This is a genomic window from Streptomyces sp. WZ-12, assembly GCF_028898845.1.
Classification (GTDB): Bacteria; Actinomycetota; Actinomycetes; order Streptomycetales; family Streptomycetaceae; genus Streptomyces.
Genome location: NZ_CP118574.1, coordinates 3,137,864 through 3,161,820, shown reverse-complemented (window position 1 = coordinate 3,161,820; position 23,957 = coordinate 3,137,864). Strand labels below are relative to the sequence as shown.

Below are 23,957 nucleotides of genomic sequence, written 5' to 3'. Positions count from 1 at the left end.
CCGAGCCCGCGCGACTACCCCGCCGACCAGGGATTCCACGCGGGACGGATCACCCCTTCACGGCGCCGCCGAGGGCGAATCCGCCGCCCAACCGCCGGGAAATAAGGATGTAGAGAAGGAGCACCGGTGTCGAGTACAGGATCGAGAATGCGGCGAGTTCACCGAAGGCGATGGCCCCGTAATTCCCGAAGAAAGTGAAAATGCTGACCGACGCCGGGAGTTGTTCCGGGGAGAGCAGCAGCATGAACGGGACGAAGAAATTCCCCCACATCATGATGAAGGTATAGACCGCGACCACGCCGACGCCCGGCGCCATGAGCGGCAGCACGATCCGCAGCAGCCCCTGCGGCCGGGAGGCGCCGTCGGTCCACGCCGCCTCCTCCAGCACCGTGGGCACGCCGTCCATGAAGTTCTTCATCAGCCAGATCGCGAACGGCAGTTGGGCGGCGGCCAGGAACAGCGCCGTCCCGTAGCGGGTGTCGATCAGGTTCACCCGGACGAACAGCGCGTAGACCGGGACCATCACCGCGGTGACCGGCAGGCAGGCCGAGAACACCACGGTGAGCAGGTACGGCCGGGCGAAGCGGGACCGGAAGCGGGACAGCGGGTAGGCGGCCAGCGCCGCGCAGGCCACCGTGAGCAGCGTGGCCCCGCCGCAGATCAGCAGGCTGTTGAGCATCGGCGTGAAGGTGATCTCGTCGGTGAGCACCGCCGAGAAGTTGTGCAGCGTGGGGGAGGTGGGCAGGTGCACCCGCAGCGTCGCCCGCTCGTCCAGCGACGCCAGCACCAGCCACGCCAGCGGCACCGCGAACGCCACCGCGACGACCAGCAGCGCGGCGTCGGCCGCCAGGCGCCGCCGGACCGCGGCGCGCACCGGCGACCACCGCCGTCGTCCGGCCCGCATCAGACCTCCTCCCGCAGCAGCCGCAGGTACACCGCCGAGAACAGCGCGCCCACCACGAGCAGCAGCAGCGCCACCGCCGTGCCGTAGCCGATCAGCGACTTCACGAACGCCTGGTCGTACATGAACACCGGGAGGGTCTGGCTGCGGTTGCCGGGGCCGCCCCGGGTGAGCGCCCAGATCAGCCCGAACACCGACAGCGTCTGAAGGGTGTTGAGCATCAGGTTGGTGCCGACCGAGCGGCGGATCATCGGCAGGGTGATGTGCCACAGCCGGCGCAGCCCGCGGGCGCCGTCCATCTCCGCCGACTCGGCGACCTCCTGCGGGATGCCGTCCAGCGCCGCCGAGTACACCAGCATCGAGAACGCCGTGCCGCGCCAGACGTTGGCGAACGACACCGCCAGGATGGGCAGGGTGAACAGCCAGTCCTGGGCGGGGAGATGGAGCCAGGCGAGCAGCGCGTTGAGGGTGCCGCGGCGCTCGAAGAAGGTGTAGAGCAGGAAGCCGGCGACGATCTCCGGGAGCACCCATGCGGTGATCACCACCGTGCCGGTCACCGCCCGCACCGGCCGCGAGGCGCGCCGCAGCAGCCCGGCCAGCGCCAGCCCCAGGGTGTTCTGCCCGAGCACCGCCGAGATCAGGGTGAACACCACGGTCAGCAGGACGGCGTTGCGGAACTCCGGATCGCCCACCGCGTGGCGGAAGTTGGCCAGCCCGACGAACGACGCCGACTCCTGGCCGGTGAGTTGGGTGTCGGTGAAGGCGAGGTAGGCGCAGTAGCCGACCGGGCCGGCCAGGAAGAGCAGCAGCAGCGCGGTGGCCGGGGCCAGCGGCGACCAGCGCACCAGGTGCCGCATCACGGCTTGTTGACGACCGCGCCGCCCACCAGGGAGCGCACCGTCCGGTCGTAGCGGGCGGCGGCCTGCGCCGGGGTGGCGTCGCCGGCGGTGACGGACTCCGTCGCCTCCCCGATCGCCGCGGCGACCTGCGGGTACTCCGGCAGCGCCGGCCGGTAGCGGCTCACCTCGACCAGCTTGGTGAAGAAGCCGATGCCCGGCACCGCCGTGCGGTACCGGGCATCGGCCGCGACGTCCCGGCGGACGGCGATCTGGGCGCCCCGCACGCACCAGTCCAGCGCATTGGCGCGCGACTGGAGGGTCTCGATCACCTTCCAGCCCAGTTCGGGGCGGAGCGCCCGGGCCGGCACCGACCAGGCCCAGCCGCCGGCCAGGCTGACCCGGCCGGGCGGGGCGCCGGACCGGGTCGGGAACGGCGCCTGGCCGAGGGTGCGGGACCACTGCGGCCAGGGGTTGCCGCCGCCGGTGCGCTGCCACTGCTGGCCGAGCCAGGAGCCGTCGAGGTCGATCGCCAGCTTCTGCTGCGGCAGCAGCTCGGCGGCCACATTGGTCTGGATGTTGGGGCTCAGCGCGTCGGAGACGTCCGGGCCCAGCTTCTCCTTGTAGACCGTGTCGAGGAAGCGGAGGCTGTCGGTGAAACCGCGGGAGCCGACCACCCACTTCTTCGCGCCGGGGTCGTAGAGCGGGTCCCGCCCGGTGCCGTAGAGCAGCATCTCGAAGCCCTGCATCACCGCGGCCTCGCCCGCGCCCCGGCCGGTGAAGACGTTCAGCGGGATCACCCCCGGCACCTTCCGCTTGATGGCGCGGGCGGCGGCCAGGACCTCGTCCCAGGTGCGGGGGTGCCAGTCGGCGGGCAGCCCGGCCCTGGCGAAGACGGTGCGGTTGAACCACAGCCCGCGGGTGTCGGTGCCGTCCGGGACGCCGTAGGTGCGCCCGTCCTGCCCGCGGGCCGCGGCCCGGGCGGTGGGCACGAACTGCCGCCAGTCGGCCCAGGAGTTGAGGTGCTCGTCCAGCGGCCGCAGCAGCCCGGCCTTGATGTCGGAGCTGATCAGGAAGGTGTCCTCGTAGACCACGTCGGGCGCGGTCTTCGGGGAGCGCATCATCTGCTGGATCTTGGTGTAGTAGTCGTTCTCCGACGCCTGGATCGGGATCAGCTTGACCTTCTTGCCGGGGTTGGCCTTCTCGAACTGCCGCACCACCAGGGCGAGATAGTCGTCCCGGACCGTCACTTTGGCGTTGGTGTCCTTGATGAAGGCGACCGTGACGGTGTTCGGGTCGCCGCCGGAGCTGCCGCAGCCGGTGAGCGTGCCGGCGGCCAGCGCGGCGGCGGCGAAGAGGAGCGGGACCTTTCCGGGCGGAGCGGTGGAGCGCACGGCACGACCTCCAACGAACCGCGGCCGACCCGTCGCGGACCGGCCGCGCACGGTCAACTAGCCACGGCCTACTGCCTGCTGAAAGTAAGCCACCGGTCACTCCGGGTCAATGGCCCGACCAGCGGTAGCGCAACTCCGGGCGGCCGACCTGCCCGTACTGCGGCGCCCGGGCGGCCCGGCCGCTCTCCACCAGGTGCTCCAGGTAGCGCCGGGCGGTGATCCGGGAGATCCCCACGTCGGCGGCGGCCTCGGTGGCGGTCAGCCCGTCGGCGGCGGCCCGCAGCACGTCCGTCACCGCCCGCAGGGTGGCCGCGGTCAACCCCTTGGGCAGCGCGGCCGGGCGGGGTGCGCGGAGCGCCGCCAGCGCCCGGTCCACCTCGTCCTGCCCGCTGGCCTCCCCGGTGGTGGCGCGGAACTCGGCGTAGCGCAGCAGCCGGTCCCGCAGGGTGGCGAAGGTGAACGGTTTCAGCACGTACTGGACGACGCCCAGCGAGACGCCCTCGCGGACCATCGCCAGATCGCGGGCGGAGGTCACCGCGATGATGTCCGCGCCGTGCCCGGCGGCGCGCAGCGTCCGCACCAACTGGAGCCCGTGCCCGTCCGGTAGGAACAGGTCGAGCAACAGCAGGTCGACCGGGTGGTGTTCGAGGTGGCGGCGGGCCTCGGTGCCCGAGTGCACGGTGCCGGACACCGCGAAGCCGGGCACCCGCCCCACGTACAGGGCGTGCGCGGCCGCCGCGACCGGATCGTCCTCGACGACCAGGACGCGGATCGCCTCGGCGCCCGCCGCGTCGGGCCCCCGGCCGCTCACCGGTCCGCGCCTTCCGCCGCCCGCAGCGGCAACTGCACGGTGAACCGGGCGCCGCCCTCGGGCCCCCGGTCCAGCCGGACCGTGCCGCCGTGCCGGTGCACCGCCTGCCGGACCAGCGCCAGCCCCAACCCGCGGCCGCCGCCGGCGCGTTCCTTGGTGCTCCAGCCGCGCCGGAAGACCTCCTCGGTGGCGTCCGCGGCGACCCCGGGCCCGTTGTCCACGACGCACAGCAGCAGCTCGCCGCCGTCGGCCCGCGCGGTGACCCGCACCTGGGGCGGCGCGCCGTCCCCCGGAGGCGCGGCGGCGGCGTCCAGGGCGTTGTCGACGAGGTTGCCTAGCACCGTCACCAGGTCGCGGGCGGGCAGGCCCGGCGGCAGCACCCCGTCGTCGATCCGGCTGTCCGGCGTCAACACCAGCTCCACGCCGTGCTCGTTGGCCTGCGCGGCCTTGCCCAGCAGCAGCGCGGCCAGCACCGGCTCGGCGACCGCGCCCACCACCCGGTCGGTCAGCGCCTGCGCCAGCTCCAGTTCGGCGGTGGCGAATGCCACCGCCTCCTCGGCCCGGCCCAGTTCGATCAGCGACACCACGGTGTGCAGCCGGTTGGCCGCCTCGTGTGCCTGCGACCGCAGCGCCTCGGCGAAGCCGCGTACGGAGTCCAACTCGCCGGACAGCGCCTGGAGTTCGGTGTGGTCGCGCAGGGTGACGACGCTGCCGCGGTGCTGCCCGCCGGAGACCGGCGCGGAGTTGACGACCAGCACCCGCTCGCCGGTCAGATGCAGCTCGTCGACGCGCGGGCCGGCCGCCCGCAGCGCCCCGGTCAGCGGCTCCGGCAGCCCCAGCCCGGCGACCGGCCGGCCCACCGCGTCCCCGGTCAGCCCGAGCAACTCCCGCCCGCCGTCGTTGATCAGCGCGACCCGGTCGTCCGCGTCCACCATCAACAACCCCTCGCGGACGGCGTGCAGCGCGGCCTCGTGGTAGTCGTACATCCGGGACAGCTCCGCGGTGTTCATGCCGTGGGTGTGCCGGCGCAGCCGGGCGTTGATCACGTAGGTGCCGGCGCCGCCCAGGACCAGGGCCGCCGCGGCCACCCCGACCAGCGCGAGGACCTGGTCCCGCAGTTGCTCGCCGATGGTGGCGATGGTGATCCCGGAGCTGACCAGCGCGGTGATCGCGCCGCCCCGCTCGGGGTCGCGGACCGGGGCGACCACCCGCACGGACGGGCCGAGCACCCCCTGGTGGGTCTCCCGGAAGACCTCGCCGCGCAGCGCGGGCCCGATGTGGCCGAGGTACTTCCCGCCGATCGCGGACGGCTCCGGGTGCGTCCAGCGCGTCCCGTCCGGCGCCATCACCACGACGAAGTCCACCCCGGCGTCCCGCCGCAGGCGCTCGCTGTACGGCTGGAGCGCGGCGGTCGGGTCCTTGGTGCGGGCCGCGGCCACCACGGCCGGGGAGTCGGCGACGGCGGTGGCCGCCGCCGTCGCCTGCCGCCGCGCGGTCTCCTCCGCCTGCCGCCCGGCGTTGACGTAGGCGAAGACGACGCAGCCCAGGACCGCCGCCGCCACCAGGACCACCTGCATGGCGAAGAGTTGCCCGGCGAGGCTGCGCGGGCCGCGCAGCCGCCGCGGCCGGCGGGGACGGGGCGGGTTCATGCGGAACAGTCTGCCGGGTCACTTTTACATGAACGAAATGTACGCAAGGGTGACGGCCGCCACACCGCCGTGCATAGTCGCCGGGACTCGTTCCGCGCCGCGAGCCGCAGAAAGCGGCCCGGAACCGTGCCCCCGTCAGAAAGGCAGGCCAGCCGTGGCCGCACAGACCCCGTCGTCCCGGGGCACCGCCGAGGACGCCCCACCGGCCAAGCGGGACCGGACCCACTTCCTGTACCTCGCCGTGATCGGCGCGGTGCTGCTCGGCATCGTCGTGGGCCTGGCCGCCCCCGGCTTCGCGGTGCAGCTCAAGCCGGTCGGCACCGGGTTCGTCAACCTCATCAAGATGATGATCTCGCCCGTCATCTTCTGCACGATCGTGCTGGGCATCGGCTCGGTCCGGAAGGCGGCCAAGGTCGGTGCGGTCGGCGGGCTGGCCCTCGGCTACTTCATGGTGATGTCCACCGTCGCGCTCGCCATCGGCCTGCTCGTCGGCAACCTCCTCGACCCCGGCTCCGGCCTGCACCTGACCGACGCGCTCCGGCACGCCGGCCAGGCCCAGACCGCCGAAGCCCACGAGTCCACCACCGACTTCCTGCTCGGCATCATCCCGACCTCCCTGGTCTCCGCGCTCACCCAGGGCGAGGTGCTCCAGACCCTGTTGGTGGCACTGCTGGTCGGCTTCGGGCTCCAGGCGCTCGGCCCGGCCGGGGCGCCGGTGCTGCGCGGCATCGGCCACGTCCAGAAGCTGGTCTTCCGGGTGCTGTCGATGATCATGTGGGCGGCGCCGGTGGGGGCGTTCGGCGCGATGGCCGCGGTGGTCGGCGCCACCGGTGTGGCCGCGCTGAAGTCGCTGGCCGTCATCATGGTCGGCTTCTACCTGACCTGCCTGCTCTTCGTCGTCGTGGTGCTGGGCACGCTGCTCCGGCTGGTCGCCGGCGTGAACGTGCTCGCGCTGCTGAAGTACCTGGGCCGGGAGTTCCTGCTGATCCTGTCGACCTCCTCCTCGGAGTCGGCGCTGCCCCGGCTGATCGCGAAGATGGAGCACCTGGGCGTCAGCCGCCCGGTCGTCGGCATCACCGTGCCGACCGGCTACAGCTTCAACCTCGACGGCACCGCCATCTACCTGACCATGGCCGCGCTGTTCGTCGCCGAGGCGATGGACAAGCCGCTCTCCCTCGGCCAGCAGGTCTCCCTCCTGGTCTTCATGATCATCGCGTCCAAGGGGGCGGCCGGGGTCACCGGCGCGGGCCTGGCGACGCTGGCCGGCGGCCTCCAGTCGCACCGCCCCGAACTCGTCGACGGCGTCGGCCTGATCGTCGGCATCGACCGCTTCATGAGCGAGGCCCGGGCGATGACCAACTTCGCCGGCAACGCGGTGGCCACCATCCTGATCGGCACCTGGACCAAGGAGATCGACAAGGAGCGGGTCGGCGAAGTGCTCGCCGGCCGGCTGCCGTTCGACGAGCGGACGCTGACCGCCGACGACCACGGCGCGCCGGCCGACGGCGCCCCCGCCGCCCCGGCCGACGCCGGCAAGGCGTCCGCCGCGGTCTGACCGCCGGCCCGCGCCGGACGGCGCCCTCGGGGGCGCAGGAGGGGAGAAGGGGCGGGCGCCGCGCGCGCCCGCCCCTTCCGCGCATCGCCCGACGGTCGCCCGTCGGGCCCGTCCTACGCCGGCGCCAGCCAGAGCGTCGCCAGCGGCGGCAGCACCACCGGGATCGAGGTGCGGCGGCCGTGCCAGGCGACCGGCTCGGCCTTGAGCGGTTCGGGGTTGGCGACGCCGCTGCCGCCGTAGCGCGGGTCGTCGGTGTTCACCACCTCCCGCCAGACGCGCACGTCGCCGGGGACGCCCAACCGGTAGCCGTGCCGGACCACGGGCGAGAAGTTGCTGACCGCGATCAAGGGGCGTCCGTCGTCGGCGAACCGCAGGAAGGCGAAGACGTTGTCCTCGCCGGCGTCCGCGTCGATCCAGGAGAAGCCCTCCGGGTCGGTGTCCCGCTCCCACAGCGCGGGCGTGGCCGCGTAGCGGCGGTTCAGCTCGCGGACCAGGTCGCGCACGCCCCGGTGGTCCGGCTCCGCCTCGTAGGACGGGTCCAGCAGCCACCAGTCCGGGCCGTGCCGCTCGGCCCACTCCGCGCCCTGGGCGAACTCCTGCCCCATGAAGAGCAGTTGCTTGCCCGGGTGGGCCCACATGAAGCCCAGGTACGCCCGGTGGTTGGCGCGCTGCTGCCACCAGTCGCCGGGCATCTTCGACACCAGCGCCCGCTTGCCGTGCACCACCTCGTCGTGCGAGATCGGCAGCACGTAGTTCTCGGAGTAGGCGTAGATCATCGAGAAGGTCATCTCGCCGTGGTGGTACTTGCGGTGCACCGGCTCCTTCTCGACGTAGCCGAGCGAGTCGTGCATCCACCCCATGTTCCACTTCAGCCCGAAGCCCAGCCCGCCGAAGCCGCCCGGGCCGACGTGGTGGGTGGCGCGGGTGACGCCGTCCCAGGCGGTGGACTCCTCGGCGATGGTGACGACGCCGGGACAGCGCCGGTAGACCGTCGCGTTCATCTCCTGGAGGAACGCGACCGCGTCGAGGTTCTCCCGCCCGCCGTGCGCGTTCGGCGTCCAACTGCCGTCCTCGCGCGAGTAGTCGAGGTAGAGCATCGAGGCGACCGCGTCCACCCGCAGGCCGTCGATGTGGAACTCCTCGCACCAGTACACCGCGTTGGCGACGAGGAAGTTGCGCACCTCGGTGCGGCCGTAGTCGAACTCCAGCGTCCCCCAGTCCGGGTGGGCGGCCCGGTTCGGGTCCCCGGGCTCGTACAGCGGCCGCCCGTCGAACTCGGCCAACGCCCAGTCGTCCCGCGGGAAGTGCGCCGGCACCCAGTCCATCAGGACGCCGATGCCCGCACGGTGCAGGGCGTCGACGAGGAACTTGAAGTCGTCGGGGGTGCCCATCCTGGCCGTCGGCGCGTAGAAGCCGGTCACCTGGTAGCCCCAGGAGCCGCCGAAGGGATGCTCGGCGACCGGCATGAACTCGACGTGGGTGAAGCCCAGGTCCTTGACGTAGCCGGGCAGTTGGGCGGCCAGTTGGCGATAGGTCAGCCCGGGACGCCAGGAGGGCAGGTGCAGCTCGTAGACGGAGAACGGCGCGGTGTGCACCGGGCGTTCGCCGCGCCGCGCCATCCATGCCTCGTCCCGCCAGGTGTAGTGCGAGTCGTGCACCACCGAGGCGGTGGCCGGCGGGCACTCGGTGCGCCGGGCCATCGGGTCGGCCCGCACCGTCCGGGTCCCGTCCGGCCGGGTGATCTCGAACTTGTAGAGCTCGCCCTCGCCGAGGCCGGGCAGGAACAGCTCCCACACCCCGGACGAGCCCAGCGACCGCATCGGGGAGCCGGTGCCGTCCCAGTAGTTGAAGTTCCCCACCACGCGCACCCCTTGGGCGTTGGGCGCCCACACGGTGAAGCGGGTGCCGGTCGCCCCCTGGTGCGTCATCACCCGCGCGCCGAGCGCCCGCCACAGCTCCTCGTGCCGGCCCTCGCGGAACAGGTGCAGGTCCAACTCGCCGACCGCGGGCAGGAAGCGGTACGGGTCCCGCTCGGTCAGCGCGGTGTCGCCGTAGTCGACCCGCAGCCGGTAGTCGGGGATCTCGCGCAGCGGCAGCACCCCCGCGAACAGCCCGTCCCCCTCGGAGCGCAGCGGCACCCGCAGCCCCGGCGCCATGACCGTGACGGACTCGGCGTGCGGCCGCAGGGTGCGCAGCAGCAGCCCGCCGGGCACCGGATGGGCGCCGAGCAGGGCGTGCGGGTCGTGGTGCGCCCCGGCGAGCAGCCGCCCGCGGTCCTGAGCGGACAGTGGCTCGGCGCGGCGCACTTCGGAACCGCCGCCGGCCGGCTGCACACGGGACGCGGGTGCGGGTGCGGGCGTGGCGGTCCGGGACGGCGGCGACGCGGGCGAGGCGCCGTCCGGGGCGGGAGGGGGAGGGGACGGGCGGGCAGTCACGGGCGGGGCCTCCTCGGGCGGGGATCGGTCGGTCGGTGCGGGCGACGGGCGGCGTACGGGACGGCCGGGCGCGGGTTCAGCCGGCCCCCTGGTCGCCGAGGGCCGCCAGCCGTCGGATCGCCGCCATCGGCACCGCCAGCCAGTCGGGCCGGTGCCGGGCCTCGTACAGCACCTCGTAGACGGCCTTGTCGGTCTCGTAGGCGCGCATCAACTCGGGGGCCGAGCGCGGGTCCAGGCCGCCGGCCTCGGCGTAGCCCAGGCAGTACGCGGCGCGGGTGCGGCGAGCCCACTCCAGCGCCCACGGGTCGCCGCCGGCCGGCCCGCTGCGGGCCGCGTAGTCGAACGAGCGGAGCATCGCGGCGACATCGCGGACGGCCGGCTGTGGGCGGCGCCGCTCGGCCAGCGGCCGGACCGGTTCGCCCTCGAAGTCGATCAGCGCCCAGCGGCCGCCCTCGGCGGTGCGCAGCGTCTGCCCCAGGTGCAGATCGCCGTGGATGCGCTGGGCGGCCCAGCTCCGGCCGTCGTGCCCCATCGTGGCGAGCGCGTCGAACGCGGCCCGCAGCGGCGCCCGGTAGGGCTGGAGCACCGGCACCGCGCGGGCGGTGGACTCCAGCCGCTCGTTCATCTGCGCGGCGATCGCGTCCAACTGCGGGCGGCGCAGCTCGGTGGTCGGCAGGGCCTGGGCGAGCGCGGTGTGCACCTCGGCGGTGGCGTGACCCAGCGCCCGCGCCGAGCGCGTGAAGTCGGCCCGCACCGCGAGCGCGTTGAGGGCCAACTGCCAGCCGTCGGTGGAGCCGGCGAGGAACGGCTGGAGCACGCCCAGGGTGGTCGCCTCGCCGCCCTCGCCGGGCACCGACTCGAACCACGCGGCGGGCGCCGGCACCCGGGCGCACCGGGCGGCCGCCAGCGCCCGCGGCAGCTCCAGGTCCGGATTGATCCCCGGCTCGATCCGCCGGAAGACCTTCAGGATGAACGTATCGCCATAGACGACCGAGGAGTTGGACTGCTCCACGGCGATCGGCCGGGCGGTCAGCCCGGAGGGGATGTCCAGGACCGGTTCGCGGCAGAAGCGCAGCGCCCCGATCCGGCCGGGCGCCCGCAGCCGTTCCAGCAGCAGCCCGCACAGCCGGTTGTCCAGCAGCGCGTCGTAGACGGTGCGGCCGCGCAGCGGGCCGCCGGCCGGGCGGCCGACCACCGCGGGTGCCAGGTGCGGCGGCGGCGCGGGGTGGGTGCCCAGCAGCAGTTGGTAGCAGTCGCCGCCGGCCGGGGTGCGGCTGGGCGGGGCGCTCTGCTGGGCGCGGACCAGCAGGTGGAGCAGGCCGGGTGCGCCGCCCTCGTCGGTGCCCGGCAGCAGTTCGGTCGCCGAGACCAGCGCGAAGCCGGTGAGCAGCCGGCCCTTGCCGGCGAACCACCGCTGCCGCGGCACCCATTCGGCCAGCAGCGGCGCCAGCGAGGAGAGCAGATCGGGTGCGGTGACCGGCGAGCGGTCGGGGGCGTGGCGGGTGGCGCGGGTCGAGGCGGTATCCGACATGGCGTCGCGTCCTTTCCCCGGGCACACGACAGACAGGGCAAAGTGTCCCGGAATGCGGCCTTTACGGTGCGGTGGTGTGGGACGTGTCGGGCGAGATCGTCCTTACGCGCGCGCGTTCCCGGCGTTTCTCGGCGTTCGCTTCGCTGCTCGGTGGCGTCGCCCGAGCCCCGACGAGCAGGAGGCCCCGCGTGCCGGGCCGAGGGGGCCGACCACGGCCCGCCCAGCCCGAGCGGTACCGGGAGGGTGCCCGGGCGAAAGGTCGAAAAACGCCCGTACGCGCGGCTCGGTCGCGTACGGGCGCGGGTCTTTACGGGGCCCGTGCCCGGTGGTGGCACGGTCGGCTAGCCGGCGTGGTACCCGCTCTTGCGGAGCCGGAACCAGTAGAAGCCGTGGCCCGCCAGCGTCAGCAGGTACGGCAGCTTGCCGATCGCCGGGAAGCGGACGCCGCCGATGAGCTCCACCGGGTGGCGACCGCTGAACGCCTGGAGGTCCAGCTCCGTGGGCTGGGCGAAGCGGGAGAAGTTGTTCACGCACAGCACCAGGTCGTCGTCGGTGCCGTCCTTGCCAGGGGATTCCCGGAGGTAGGCCAGCACCGCGGGGTTGGACGACGGCAGTTCGGTGTAGCTGCCGAGTCCGAAGGCCGGGTTCTGCTTGCGGATCTCGATCATCCGGCGGGTCCAGTGCAGCAGCGACGAGGGCGAGCTCATGGCGGCCTCGACGTTGGTGACCTGGTAGCCGTAGACCGGGTCCATGATGGTCGGCAGGAACAGCCGGCCGGGGTCGCAGGAGGAGAAGCCGGCGTTGCGGTCCGGGGTCCACTGCATCGGGGTGCGCACCGCGTCCCGGTCGCCGAGCCAGATGTTGTCGCCCATGCCGATCTCGTCGCCGTAGTAGAGGATCGGCGAACCGGGCAGCGACAGCAGCAGGGCGGTGAACAGCTCGATCTGGTTGCGGTCGTTGTCCAGCAGCGGGGCCAGCCGGCGGCGGATGCCGATGTTGGCGCGCATCCGCGGGTCCTTGGCGTACTCCGCGTACATGTAGTCGCGCTCTTCGTCGGTGACCATTTCGAGGGTCAGCTCGTCGTGGTTGCGCAGGAAGATGCCCCACTGGCAGCCGGACGGGATCGCCGGGGTCTTGGCGAGGATCTCCGAGACCGGGTAGCGGGACTCCCGGCGGACCGCCATGAAGATCCGCGGCATGACCGGGAAGTGGAAGGCCATGTGGCACTCGTCGCCGCCGACCCCGTAGTCGCCGAAGTAGTCGACCACGTCCTCCGGCCACTGGTTGGCCTCGGCCAGCAGCACGGTGTCCGGGTACTGCGCGTCGATCTCGGCGCGCACCCGCTTCAGGAAGGCGTGCGAGGCCGGCAGGTTCTCGCAGTTGGTGCCCTCCTCGGCGTAGAGGTAGGGCACCGCGTCCAGCCGGAAGCCGTCGATGCCCAGGTCGAGCCAGAAGCGCAGGGCGGAGATCATCTCCTCCTGGACCGCCGGGTTCTCGTAGTTGAGGTCCGGCTGGTGGGAGAAGAAGCGGTGCCAGTAGTACTGCTTGCGGACCGGGTCGAAGGTCCAGTTGGAGACCTCGGTGTCGACGAAGATGATCCGGGCGTCGGCGTACTGCTTGTCGTCGTCGGCCCAGACGTAGTAGTCGCCGTATGGCCCCTCCGGATCGGTGCGGGACTCCTGGAACCACGGGTGTTGGTCGCTGGTGTGGTTCATCACCATGTCGATGATGACCCGCATGCCGCGCTGGTGGGCGGCGTCCACGAACTCCACGAAGTCGGCCAGGTCACCGAACTCGGGGAGGACCGCGGTGTAGTCCGCGACGTCGTACCCGCCGTCCCGTAGCGGGGACTTGAAGAACGGCGGCAGCCAGAGGCAGTCCACCCCCAACCACTGGAGGTAGTCCAGTTTGGACGTGATGCCCTTGAGGTCCCCGATGCCGTCGCCGTTGCTGTCCTGGAAGGAGCGGACCAGGACCTCGTAGAAGACCGCCCGTTTGAACCATTCGGGATCGCGGTCCTTCGCCGGGGTGTCTTCGAACGTGTCGGGAACAGGCTCATTGACGATCAATTGGGTGACCCTCCGATCGGTGAGGACGGTCGCAGCGACAGCACATGAGCGGGCGCGAGCGAGCTGCCCGGCTCCAGGCGCACATAGTTGTCCCTGCCCCAGTGGTAGGTGTCGCCGGTGAGCTCGTCGCGCACCGGGAAGGACTCGTGCCGGCCGAGGCCGAGTTCCGGCATGTCCAACGACACCGTTGCCTCGTGGGTGTGGTGCGGGTCGAGGTTGACCACCGTGAGCACCGTGTCGGTCCCGTCGCCGTCCCCGGCGCGCTTGGAGTACGCGAGGACGGCGTCGTTGTCGACGTGGTGGAAGTGCAGGTTGCGTAGCTGCTGCAGGGCGGGGTGGCGACGACGGATGCGGTTGAGCGCGGTGATGAGCGGGGCGATGGTGCGCCCCTCGCGGGCCGCCTTCTCCCAGTCGCGGGGCCGGAGTTGGTACTTCTCCGAGTCCAGGTACTCCTCGCTGCCGGGCCGCACCGCGGTCGCCTCGCACAGCTCGTAGCCCGCGTAGACGCCCCAGGCGGGGGAGAGGGTGGCGGCCAGGACGGCGCGGGACTCGAAGGCCGGGCGGCCGCCCTCCTGGAGGTGGGCGTGCAGGATGTCGGGGGTGTTCACGAAGAAGTTGGGCCGCAGGTAGCCGGCGCTCTCGCCGGTCAGCTCGGTGAGGTACTCGGTCAGCTCCTGCTTGGTGTTGCGCCAGGTGAAGTAGGTGTAGGACTGCTGGAAGCCGATCTGCGCGAGGGTGTGCAGCATCGCGGGGCGGGTGAACGCCTCGGCCAGGAAGAGCACATCGGGGTCGGTGCGGTTGATGTCGCCGAGCACCTTCTCCCAGAACGCCACCGGCTTGGTGTGCGGGTTGTCCACCCGGAAGATCCGCACGCCCTTGGCCATCCAGAAGCGCAGCAACCGCTCGGTCTCCCGGACCAGTCCGCGGAAGTCGGCGTCGAAGGCGAGCGGATAGATGTCCTGGTACTTCTTCGGCGGGTTCTCCGCGTAGGCGATGGTGCGGTCGGCGCGGTGGTGGAACCACTGGGGGTGCAGCCTGACCCAGGGGTGGTCGGGGGAGCACTGGAGGGCGAAGTCCAGCGCCACCTCCATCCGCAGGTCGCGGGCGGTGCGCACGAAGTGGTCGAAGTCCGCGAAGGTGCCCAGGTCCGGGTGGAGCGCGTCGTGGCCGCCGGCCGGCGAGCCGATGGCCCAGGGGGAGCCGACGTCCTGCGGGCCCGCGGAGAGCGTGTTGTTGGGGCCCTTGCGGTGGGTGGTGCCGATGGGGTGGACGGGCGGGAGGTAGACCACGTCGAAGCCCATCGCGGCGATCGCCGGCAGTCGTTCGGCGGCGGTGCGCAGGGTGCCGCCGACGACGCTTCCGTCGGGGGCGGTCACCGCGCCCTCGGAGCGCGGGAAGAGCTCGTACCACGAGCCGAACAGGGCTCTTCGGCGCTCGACGATCAGCGGCATCGGGCGGGAGACGGTGAGGAGTTCGCGCAGCGGGTGGCGGTCGAGGGCGCCGGTGACCTCCGGGGCGAGCGCGGTGGCCAGGCGGGTGGCGGCCGGCCGGGCGGCGTTGCGCAGCGCGTCGACGGCGGCCAGCACGGCCTCCCGGCCGTCGCTCTTGGGGACCTCGGCGGCGGCCCGTTCGTGCAGGTCGGCGCCCTCGGCGAGGACGAGTTCGGGCTCGATGCCGGCCGGGATCTTGATGCCGGCGTGCCGGCGCCAGGTGGCGATCGGGTCGGACCACGCCTCCACGGTGAAGGTCCAGCGCCCCTCGACGTCGGGGGTGACCCGGCACGCCCACCGGTCGGTGCCCGGCGCCCGCTCCCGCATGGGGGTCCACGGGCCGCAGCGGCCCGCCGGGTTGCGCAGCACCACGTTGGCGGCGACCGCGTCGTGGCCTTCTCGGAAGACCGTGGCGGAGACCTCGAAGGTCTCGCCCACCACGGCCTTCGCCGGGCGGCGACCGCAATCGATCTGCGGGCGGATGTCCAGTACGGGGATGCGACCGATCATGGGCTCACCTGGGGATTGTGGTGCTTTGCGGGGTTTTGTCCTTTGTATCGGCTCCGTAGTGGGGGTGCGGGGTGCGGGCATCGGCGCTCCTGTCCGCTTTCACTCCGCTGGCGGACGGCGCGGTGGGTCGGATCGGGCCCCGCCGTCCGGGGGCGCGGCGCGGCGTACCACAGGAGCCTTCCCGTGGGCGGCGGCCGGGAAAGCCGGGGGAATGTGAACTACCGATTCGTAGCCGCTCACGTGGTGCGCTCCCAGGGGCCCGGGGTGCCGCCGTGGTGGGCGGCGGTGGAGCGGTGCTGACACGGTTCGGCATGCGACTCCTCAACTCGGTGTGATCACAGCGGAGTTGCGGTGTGCGGAAGTCCGTCGCCGCGCCGGGGCCCGTCGGCGCCACCACCGCAGCCTCTCGCCGCACAGGGGTCCGTACAAGAGCGCCTGCGGGGCTGGAATCGGCCATATCGACGGACCCGGCGGTACGGACCGGCGACGACCGGCCTGCGGGCGCCGGGGCGCGGCCGAAAAAAGCCGGCGTGGCCGGGGGGAGTTCCCCCCGGCCACGCCGGCGCGGTGCGCTGCGGTCAACGGGCCGCGGTGCGCGGCCCGTTGATGCCCGTGGTGTGACGTGACGTTACTTGACCGCGACGCCGTTCCAGGCCGACTCGACGCCCTTGACCTCGGCGCTGTCCTTGCCGTAGAGGTCGGTGGCCGCCTTGACGGTCGCCTCGCGGGCCGCCTTGTAGTCGGTGGTCGAGGTCATGTACGCGGTCAGCGCCTTGTACCAGATCTTCTCGGCCTTGTCCCGGCCGATGCCGGTGACCTTCGAGCCGTCGGCGGTCGGGCTGTCGTAGTGGTCGCCGTTGGCGTCCTTCGGGCCGCTGCCCTCGGACAGCAGGTAGAAGAAGTGGTTGGCGATGCCGGAGGAGTAGTGGACGTCCACGTTGCCGGCGTCCGGGGTCCAACTGTCCAGGGACTGGCCGTCCTTGGAGGGCTTGTCCATGTAGCGCAGCGGCTTGCCGTCGCCGTTGATGTCGATCTTCTTGCCGATGAAGTAGCTGCCCGGCTCGGTCGGGTTCTTGGCGTGGAACGCGACGGAGGCGCCGAAGATGTCCGAGGTGGCCTCGTTGAGGCCGCCGGACTCGCCGCTGTACTCCAGGCCGGCGGTGGCGGACGTGACGCCGTGCGACATCTCGTGACCCGCGACGTCAAGGGCGGTCAGCGGCTTGTTGTTGCCCTGGCCGTCGCCGTAGGTCATGCAGAAGCAGCTGTCGTCCCAGAACGCGTTGACGTAGTTCTGGCCGTAGTGCACGCGGGAGGTGGCACCCTTGCCGTCGCCCTTGATGCCGCTGCGGCCGTGCACCTCCTTGTAGTAGTCCCAGGTCTCCTGGGCGCCCCAGGCGGCGTCGACGGCCGCGGTCTCGGGGTTGCTCGGCTTGCCGTCGCCCCAGGTGTCGGTCGACTTGGTGAACAGCTTGCCGTCGCCGCTCTCGCTGCCGCTGAGGTTGAACGTCTGGTGGCCGCCGCGGCTGTCGTCGGTCAGCTCGTAGCCGTTGCTGCCCTTCTTGGTCGACAGGTCGACCTTGCCGGCGTACTCGCTGTTGCCGACGCCGGTCTCGATGCCCTGGTACTGGAAGAGCTTCTTGCCCGTGTTGGCGTCGGTGATGACGTGCAACTGGTTGGGCGTGCCGTCCTTCTGGAGGCCGCCGACCACGGTCTCGTACGCCAGCACCGGGGTGCCCTTGGCGGCCCAGACCACCTTGCGCGGGGTCTGGGCGTCGGCCTTCTTGGCGCCGATGGTCTTCGTCGCGTCCGACTGGGCGGCCAGCGCGGCGGCCTTCGGGGCGATCTTCGGGGTGGTGGAGGCGACCGCGACCTTCTTGTCGGTGGCCTTGGTGACGCCCTTGACGGCGCCGCCCTTGGCGGTGTGCACGACCAGGTCGCCGCCGAGCACCGGCAGGCCGGCGAAGGTGCGGTCGTAGCGGGTGTGCACGGTGCCGTCGGCGTCCTTCATGACGTCCTTGACGACCAGCTTCTCCTGGGACCCCAGGTTCAGCGCCGCGGCGGTCTGCGCGGCGGCGGCGCTCGCCGTGTGCATCAGCTCGGTGTGGTGCGAGGTGCTGAGCGCGAGCGGGGCGCCGTTCGGCGCGGCCGGGGCGGGCGCGGCGCCGGCGGTGCCGGCCGCGGTGATGCCGGCGACGAGCAGGGCCGCCGCGGCGGCCGCGGCACCGGTCACCCGGGTCTTGCGGGATATGTGGGGGGTCACGCGTGCTCCTTCAACTTTGCCAAGTGGTGGGGGTGCAAAGCGATGCGGGTGTGACATGCGTCGGGAAGACTGCCAGTTGAGCGGGTGCATGTCAGGAGTCTGTTAAGAGGTTGACCGAAAATCGTCCGTCCAGGGGCGCGCGTTGTCCGGATAACGGAGTGGGGCGCCGCCCCCGGAGGTCCGGGAGCGGCGCCCAACGTGGCCGTGCGGTCGATCAGTTGTCGTGATCGGGTGGATGCGTCCGGTGCTGACCCGCCCTGTCACATCACGGTGACCGGAAGGTGACCGACCGCTGTCAGAACGTCAGTTTCCAGCCGTTGAGGGTGCCGGCGTCGCCCGCGTAGACGTCCTGTACGCGCAACTTCCAGGTGCCGCTCGCGGCCTTGGCCGAGGCGTTGACGGTGTACGTGGTCTTGACGTCGGCCGCCGAGTCCCAGGCGCTCGCGTTCTTCAGCCGGTACGCGGTGCCGTCCGGGGCCAGCAGGTCGATGACCAGGTCGCCGCGGAAGGCGTGGCTGATGTCCACGGTCACCTTCAGCGCGCCGGGGGCCTGGCCGCCGCGGCTGACCGCGATCGGCGAGGTGATCGCCGCACCGCGGTCCGGGATGGCCACCTTGGCGGTGCTCTCGAAGACGCTGTCGCCGCCGCCCGGGGTGGTGCGGGAGCCGACGTTCACGGCCGCCCAGGTGTCGGCGACCGTGTTGTACGTGGCGCTGCCCTGGCCGAAGAGGTCGGCGGCGGCCTGGAGGGTGGCGGTGCGGGCGCCGGCGTAGTCGGTGTTGGCGTTCATGTACTGGGTGAGCGCCTTGAACCAGATCTTCTCGGCGTTGGCCCGGCCGATGCCCGGCACCGGCTGGTTGTCGTAGGTCGGGCTGTCGTAGTGGACGCCGCCGATGTCCTTGGGGCCGCTGCCCTCGGACAGCAGGTAGAAGAAGTGGTTGGCGACGCCGGAGGAGTAGTGCACGTCGAGGTTGCCGACGTCGCTCGACCAGTAGTCGGCCGAGGCGCCGTCCTTGGAGGGCTTGTCCATGTAGCGCAGCGGGGTGCCGTCGCCGTTGATGTCGATCTTCTCACCGATGAGGTAATCACCGGGATCGGCGGGGTTGTTGGCGTAGAACTCCACCGCGGTGCCGAAGATGTCCGAGGTGGCCTCGTTGAGGCCGCCGGACTCGCCGCTGTACTCCAGGCCGGCGGTGGCGGCGGTGACGCCGTGCGACATCTCGTGGCCGGCCACGTCCAGCGCGGTCAGCGGCTTGTTGTTGCCCTGGCCGTCGCCGTAGGTCATGCAGAAGCAGCTGTCGTCCCAGAACGCGTTGACGTAGCTGTTGCCGTAGTGCACGCGGGAGTAGGCGCCGACGCCGTCGCCGCGGATGCCGGTGCGGCCGTGCACGTTCTTGTAGTAGTCCCAGGTCTCCTGGGCACCGTAGGCGGCGTCGACGGCCGCGGTCTCGGGGTTGCTCGGGGTGCCGTCGCCCCAGGTGTCGGTCGCGTTGGTGAACAGCGAACCGGTGCCCGACGAGCCGTGGTTGAGGTTGTAGGTCCTGTGGTTGCCGCGGGCGGTGTCGGTCAGCGTGAAGCTCGGCGCCGAGCCGGAGCTCCCGAGGGTGACCTGACCGCTGTACTCGCTCTTGCCGATGCCGTTCTCGATGCCCTGGTACTGGAAGAGCTTCTTGCCCGTGGTGGCGTCGGTGATGACGTGCAACTGGTTGGGCGTGCCGTCGTCCTGGGTCCCGCCGACCACGGTCTCGTACGCCAGCACCGGGGTGCCGTCGGCGGCCCAGATCACCTTGCGCGGGGTCTGGGCGTCGGCCTTCTTCGCGCCGAGCGTCCGGGAAGCGGAGACGGCCTTGGCCTCGGCCGCGGCCGGCGCGACCTTCGGGGTGACGGAGGCGACCTTGAGGGCGCCCCGGGTGGCCTTGGTGACGCCCTTGACGGCGCCGCCCTTGGCGGTGTGCACGACGAGGTCGCCGCCGAGCACCGGCAGCCCCTGGTAGGTGCGTTCGTAGCGGGTGTGCACGGTGCCGTCGGCGTCCTGCTCGACGTCCTTGACGGCCAGCTTCTCCTGCGCGCCGAGTTGGAGCCGCCGGGCGGTGGCGTCGGTGGTGGCGTGCGCCGTGCGGAGCAGCTCGGCCCGTTGCGACGGGGAGAGCTTGGCGGGCAGCGCGCCGGCGGCGGGGGCCGCGTGCGGGGCGGGGGTGTTCCGGTGCGGCGCGGCCGCCGCACCGGTGCCCGCCTGGACGCCGACGGCCAGGAGGGCGGTGACCGCAACCAGCGCGCCGGTCGCCACGGCGCGCCGCTGCGGGCGGGGTCTATGGGGGGTGCTTCTCACACTGACTCCTTCTGCGGGGCCGCGAGACGAGCCGGGCGGCCAAGGGGGGACCGGGCGGCGGAGGGGCCGTCCGGGCAGAGCGAGGCAGAACGGTGGAGCGTGTGGGGGGAAGCGGTGTGAACCGGGGTCGCGGCCGCCCGGGGCGGTGCCGTGGGGGTCCGGGGAGCGACTGCCGGGAAGAGTGCCACCGTCGATGCGTGATTGTCAGGCACCGTTCAACTAAATGGCCGGAAAACGTCCGTTGGGCGAAATCTGTGTCCGTAAACCGGACGCCCGGGTGGGTAGGGGGTGGTCAACGCCGTGTGGCGCGGCGGGAGTTGACCGGTGCCGGAGATCCGTCAGAAGCGCCCTAGGCCACGCTGTCCCGCCATGCCCGGTGCAGCGCGGCGTACCGGCCGTTGCCGGCGATCAGCGCGGCCGGGGCGCCGTCCTCGACGATGCGGCCGTCGGCCATCACCAGCACCCGGTCGGCGGTCTCCACCGTGGAGAGCCGGTGCGCGATCACCAGGGCCGTGCGGCCGCGCAGCACCGCGCCCATCGCCCGCTGCACCGCCCGCTCGCCCGGTATGTCCAGCGAACTGGTCGCCTCGTCCAGGAGCAGCACCGCCGGGTCGGCCAGCAGCGCCCGGGCGAAACTGACCAACTGCCGTTGGCCGGCGGAGAGTCGGCCGCCGCGCTTGCGGACGTCGGTGTCGTAGCCGTCCGGGAGGGCGGTGATGAAGTCATGGGCGCCGATCGCCCGGGCGGCCCGCTCGATCTGCGCGCGGTCGGCGTCCGGGTGGCCCAGCGCGATGTTGTCGGCGACCGTGCCGGAGAACAGGAACGCCTCCTGGGTCACCATCACCACCGCGCGGCGCAGTTCGGCCCCGGACAGCTCGCGCAGATCGACGCCGTCCAGCACCACCCGGCCGTCGGTGGGGTCGTGGAACCGGGCGAGCAGCCGGGCCAGGGTGGACTTGCCGGCCCCGGTGGCGCCGACCACCGCGACGGTGGTGCCGGCGGCCAGCGTGAGGTCGAAGGGCGGCAGCACCTCGCCGCCGGTGCGGTACCCGAACCGGACGCCGCGGAAGGCCACTTCGCGGCCGGGCCGGTCGGGGGCGGCCGGCGGCAGCGCGCGCGGGGCCGCCGGCTCGGCCACCGTCGGCCGCTGGGCCAGCAGCCCGGCGATCTTCTCCAGGGAGGCGGCCGCGGACTCGTAGGCGTTCAGGAACACGCCCAGCCGGTCGATGGGGTCGTAGAGCCGGCGGAGGTAGAGCGTCGCGGCGGCCAGCACGCCGAGGGCGAGCGAGCCGTCGGCGACGCGGTAGGCGCCCCACAGCACGATCGCGGCCACCGCGGTGTTGGCCACCGCGCGGGAGCCGATGACGAAGCGGGCCATCTCCAGGATCGCGTCGCCGTTGACCTGCCGGTGGCGGGAGTTGAGCCCGTCGAAGGCCGCGTCGTTGGCCCGCTCGCGGCGGAACGCCTGCACCGGGCGGATGCCGCCCAGGGTCTCCGTGATCCGCACGATGACCGCCGCGATGGCGGTGGACTTGGCGCGGTAGGCCCGCTCGGAGCGGTTCCGGAACGAGCTGACCAGCAGCGCCAGCGGCACCGCCGAGAGCAGCGCCGCGGCGCCCAGGCCGACGTCCAGCCAGAGCAGGGTCACCGTGATGTAGACGGTCGAGAGGACGACCGTGACCAGCTCCTGGAGGCCCTCCTCCAACAGCTCGCGGAGCGCCTCGATGTCCGTGGTGGAGCGGGAGATGAGCCGGCCGGAGGTGTAGCGCTCGTGGAAGTCCAGACCGAGCGCCTGGGCGTGCCGGAAGATCCGGCCCCGCAGGTCCAGCAGCACGTCCTGGCCGGCCCGGGTGGAGAGCCGGACGAAGACCCACTGGAGGCCGCCGGACGCCACGGCGCTCAGGCCCGCCACCACGGCCAGCACCAGCAACGGGCCGCGGTCGCCCGCCCGTAGGGCCGGCACCACGCGGTCCAGCGCATAGGCGACCAGCAGCGGGCTGGCCTGCGCCGCGGCCTGTTGGAGCAGCAGCGCGAGAGTGGCCGCCGCCACCCGGCCGCGGTGCGGGGCGAGCAGGGAGCCCAACAGGGCGCGCGAGGCGCCCTTGGGGGTGGGCAGCAGATCCGCCGCCACGGCGTCCGGGGCGTCGCCCGGTGCGTCGGGTGGGGCGCCGGGCGCCGTGTCGCCCGGGGCGGACCGCCGCCCCGGAAGTCGGCTCCCCGGGCCGTCGGCCGGCCGCCCGGTTTGAGTCGTCGTCATCGCGCGCCCTCCCCCTCGTGCTGCCCCGGGCTTCCGCCGCGCTCCGGGCCGCCCGACATCAGTGCCGCGTACTCCGGGCTCTCCCGCAGGAGTTGGCGGTGGGTGCCGACGGCGGCTATGCGGCCGCCGGACAGCAGCGCCACCCGGTCGGCCAGCAGCACCGTGGACGGCCGGTGGGCGACCACCAGGGCCGTCGTGGTGGCCAGCACCTCGCGCAGCGCCGCCTCCACCCGCGCCTCGGTGTGCACGTCCAGCGCGGAGAGCGGGTCGTCGAGGATCAGGAACCGCGGCCGGCCGACCACCGCGCGGGCCAGCGCCAGCCGTTGGCGCTGCCCGCCCGACAGGCTCATCCCCTGCTCGCCGACCTCGGTGTGCGCCTCCCGGGGGAGGGCCGCGACGAACTCCTCGGCCTGCGCGACCCGTAGTGCCCGCCGCAGATCCGCCGAGCGGTCCGCCGCCGTGCCGCGCGCGGTGCCGCCCACGGCGCCGTCCGCGAGGTCGTCCGCGGTGCCCATCAGGACGTTCTCCGCCACCGTCGTGGAGAACAGGGTGGGCTCCTCGAAGGCCACCGCGACCAGCGCCCGGGCCTGTTCGCGGGTGAGCGTGGCCAGATCCCGGCCGTCCAGGGTGATCCGGCCCGCGGTGGGGTCGTAGAGCCGCGGCACCAGCGCCGTGAGCGTGGTCTTGCCGCTGCCCGTCGCCCCGACCAGCGCCATCGTCTCCCCGGGGCGGACGTGCAGATCGACGCCGCGCAGGGTCGGCGGGGCCCCGGGGGGAGCATCCGGGTAGCGGAACTCCACCCCCTCGAAGACCAGCCCGCCGCCGGCCCGTTCGGGGCGCGCGCCCGGCCGGCGCGGGGGCGGGCCGTCCTCCTGGAGCGGCGGCTCGTCCAGCACCTCGAAGTACCGGTCGGCGGCGGTCGCCGCGGCGCTGCTCATCGCCAGCAGGAAGCCGATCGAGTCCACCGGCCAGCGCAGCGCCAGCGCCGTCGACAGGAAGGCGACGAGGGTGCCGGCGGACACCTGCCCGTCGGCCACCTGGACCGTGCCCAGCACCAGCGCGGCGGCCAGCGCCAGCTCCGGCAGGAGGGTGCCCACGCCCCAGAGCACCGACAGCAGCCGGGCCTTGGCCAGTTCGGTGGTGCGGACCGCGCCGGCCAGCTCCCGGAACGCGCGGGCCTGGCTGCGGTGCCGCCCGAACCCCTTGATGATCCGGATGCCGAGCACCGACTCCTCGACGACCGTGGTCAGATCGCCGACCTGGTCCTGCGCCAGCCGGGCGGCCCGCCCGTACCTCGCCTGGAAGACCGAGCAGAACACCATCAGCGGCACCACCGGCACCATCAGCACCAGTCCCAGCGTCCACCGCTGAGCCAGCAGGAGCACCCCGCCGACCACGATGGTCGCGCCGTTCACCAACAGGAACGTCATCGGGAACACCAGGAAAAGGCGCAGCAGTTGGAGATCGGTGGTGGCCCGGGAGAGCAACTGCCCGGAGGCCCAGCGGTCGTGGAAGGCCACCGGCAGCCGCTGCACATGGCGGTAGAGCGCGTCCCGCATGGACGCCTCCACCGCGGCCGTGGGGCGCGCCACCAGCCACCGCCGCAGCCCGAACAGCGCCGCCTCGGCGAGCCCGAGCAGCAGCAGATACCCGCCGCCGCGCCACACCCCGCCGGTGTCCCCGCGCGTCACCGGGCCGTCCACCAGCCACTTGAGCACCAGCGGGATGACCACCGAGATGCACGACGCCACCACCGCCACGCCCGCGGCGGTGAACAGCCGCGCCCGCACCGGCCGGACGAACGGCCACAGGCGTAGGAGCGAGCGCACCGCGGAGCGCCGTACCGCTCCGGTCCGCCCGTCGCTGGACGTCGAACGCATGGTCGTGGCCATCACCCGCGAGCGTACGGTGCCCCACTGACATCGCTCAC

14 protein-coding genes are annotated in these 23,957 nt (G+C 72.8%); 1 reads left to right on the top strand and 13 read right to left on the bottom strand.

Features of this window, described 5'->3' with window-relative positions:
* Window positions 1–49 precede the first annotated feature (49 nt).
* The 5 genes from PV796_RS13145 to PV796_RS13125 form a co-directional block, all read right to left on the bottom strand.
* On the bottom strand, window positions 50–904 hold the full coding sequence (locus tag PV796_RS13145; protein WP_274913202.1) for a carbohydrate ABC transporter permease: 855 nt from the start codon (window positions 902–904) through the stop codon (window positions 50–52).
* Entirely contained in the window at window positions 904–1,758 is an 855-nt protein-coding gene (locus tag PV796_RS13140; RefSeq protein ID WP_274913201.1) for a carbohydrate ABC transporter permease, read from the bottom strand. Before PV796_RS13140 ends, PV796_RS13145 begins: the two co-directional genes overlap by 1 nt.
* A complete protein-coding gene (locus PV796_RS13135; RefSeq protein ID WP_274913200.1) occupies window positions 1,758–3,131 on the bottom strand; it encodes an extracellular solute-binding protein in 1,374 nt (457 codons plus the stop codon). The genes PV796_RS13140 and PV796_RS13135 overlap by 1 nt, the downstream gene beginning before the upstream one ends.
* 106 nt (window positions 3,132–3,237) lie before the next feature.
* Window positions 3,238–3,942, bottom strand: a complete 705-nt coding sequence (locus PV796_RS13130) for a response regulator (protein WP_274913199.1) — start codon at window positions 3,940–3,942, stop codon at window positions 3,238–3,240.
* On the bottom strand, window positions 3,939–5,591 hold the full coding sequence (locus PV796_RS13125; protein ID WP_274913197.1) for a sensor histidine kinase: 1,653 nt from the start codon (window positions 5,589–5,591) through the stop codon (window positions 3,939–3,941). The genes PV796_RS13130 and PV796_RS13125 overlap by 4 nt, the downstream gene beginning before the upstream one ends.
* Window positions 5,592–5,745: 154 nt before the next feature.
* Between PV796_RS13125 and PV796_RS13120 the strand changes: the two genes are divergently transcribed.
* Window positions 5,746–7,146 carry a cation:dicarboxylate symporter family transporter gene (locus PV796_RS13120; RefSeq protein WP_274913196.1) on the top strand — a complete coding sequence of 467 codons (1,401 nt, stop codon included), beginning with the start codon at window positions 5,746–5,748 and terminating at the stop codon, window positions 7,144–7,146.
* Between the two features lie 113 nt (window positions 7,147–7,259).
* Here the strand turns inward: PV796_RS13120 and glgB are convergent, their stop codons facing one another.
* The 8 genes from glgB to PV796_RS13080 form a co-directional block, all read right to left on the bottom strand.
* Window positions 7,260–9,581, bottom strand: a complete 2,322-nt coding sequence (glgB, locus tag PV796_RS13115; protein ID WP_446750593.1) for a 1,4-alpha-glucan branching enzyme — start codon at window positions 9,579–9,581, stop codon at window positions 7,260–7,262.
* 76 nt (window positions 9,582–9,657) lie between these two features.
* A complete protein-coding gene (locus PV796_RS13110; protein WP_274913194.1) occupies window positions 9,658–11,112 on the bottom strand; it encodes a maltokinase N-terminal cap-like domain-containing protein in 1,455 nt (484 codons plus the stop codon).
* Between the two features lie 341 nt (window positions 11,113–11,453).
* Complete coding sequence (gene treS / locus PV796_RS13105; RefSeq protein WP_274913193.1) at window positions 11,454–13,181, bottom strand: maltose alpha-D-glucosyltransferase; 1,728 nt, start codon at window positions 13,179–13,181, stop codon at window positions 11,454–11,456.
* Entirely contained in the window at window positions 13,178–15,181 is a 2,004-nt protein-coding gene (locus PV796_RS13100; protein ID WP_274913191.1) for an alpha-1,4-glucan--maltose-1-phosphate maltosyltransferase, read from the bottom strand. The genes treS and PV796_RS13100 overlap by 4 nt, the downstream gene beginning before the upstream one ends.
* A gap of 628 nt (window positions 15,182–15,809) precedes the next feature.
* The gene (locus PV796_RS13095; protein ID WP_274913190.1) at window positions 15,810–17,441 is read right to left on the bottom strand and encodes a M4 family metallopeptidase; all 1,632 of its coding nucleotides are present in this window, start codon (window positions 17,439–17,441) and stop codon (window positions 15,810–15,812) included.
* 295 nt (window positions 17,442–17,736) lie between these two features.
* Window positions 17,737–19,728, bottom strand: a complete 1,992-nt coding sequence (locus PV796_RS13090; protein WP_274913188.1) for a M4 family metallopeptidase — start codon at window positions 19,726–19,728, stop codon at window positions 17,737–17,739.
* 391 nt (window positions 19,729–20,119) lie between these two features.
* Complete coding sequence (locus PV796_RS13085; protein WP_274913187.1) at window positions 20,120–22,027, bottom strand: ABC transporter ATP-binding protein; 1,908 nt, start codon at window positions 22,025–22,027, stop codon at window positions 20,120–20,122.
* On the bottom strand, window positions 22,024–23,919 hold the full coding sequence (locus PV796_RS13080) for an ABC transporter ATP-binding protein (protein ID WP_274913185.1): 1,896 nt from the start codon (window positions 23,917–23,919) through the stop codon (window positions 22,024–22,026). The genes PV796_RS13085 and PV796_RS13080 overlap by 4 nt, the downstream gene beginning before the upstream one ends.
* Window positions 23,920–23,957 lie beyond the last annotated feature (38 nt).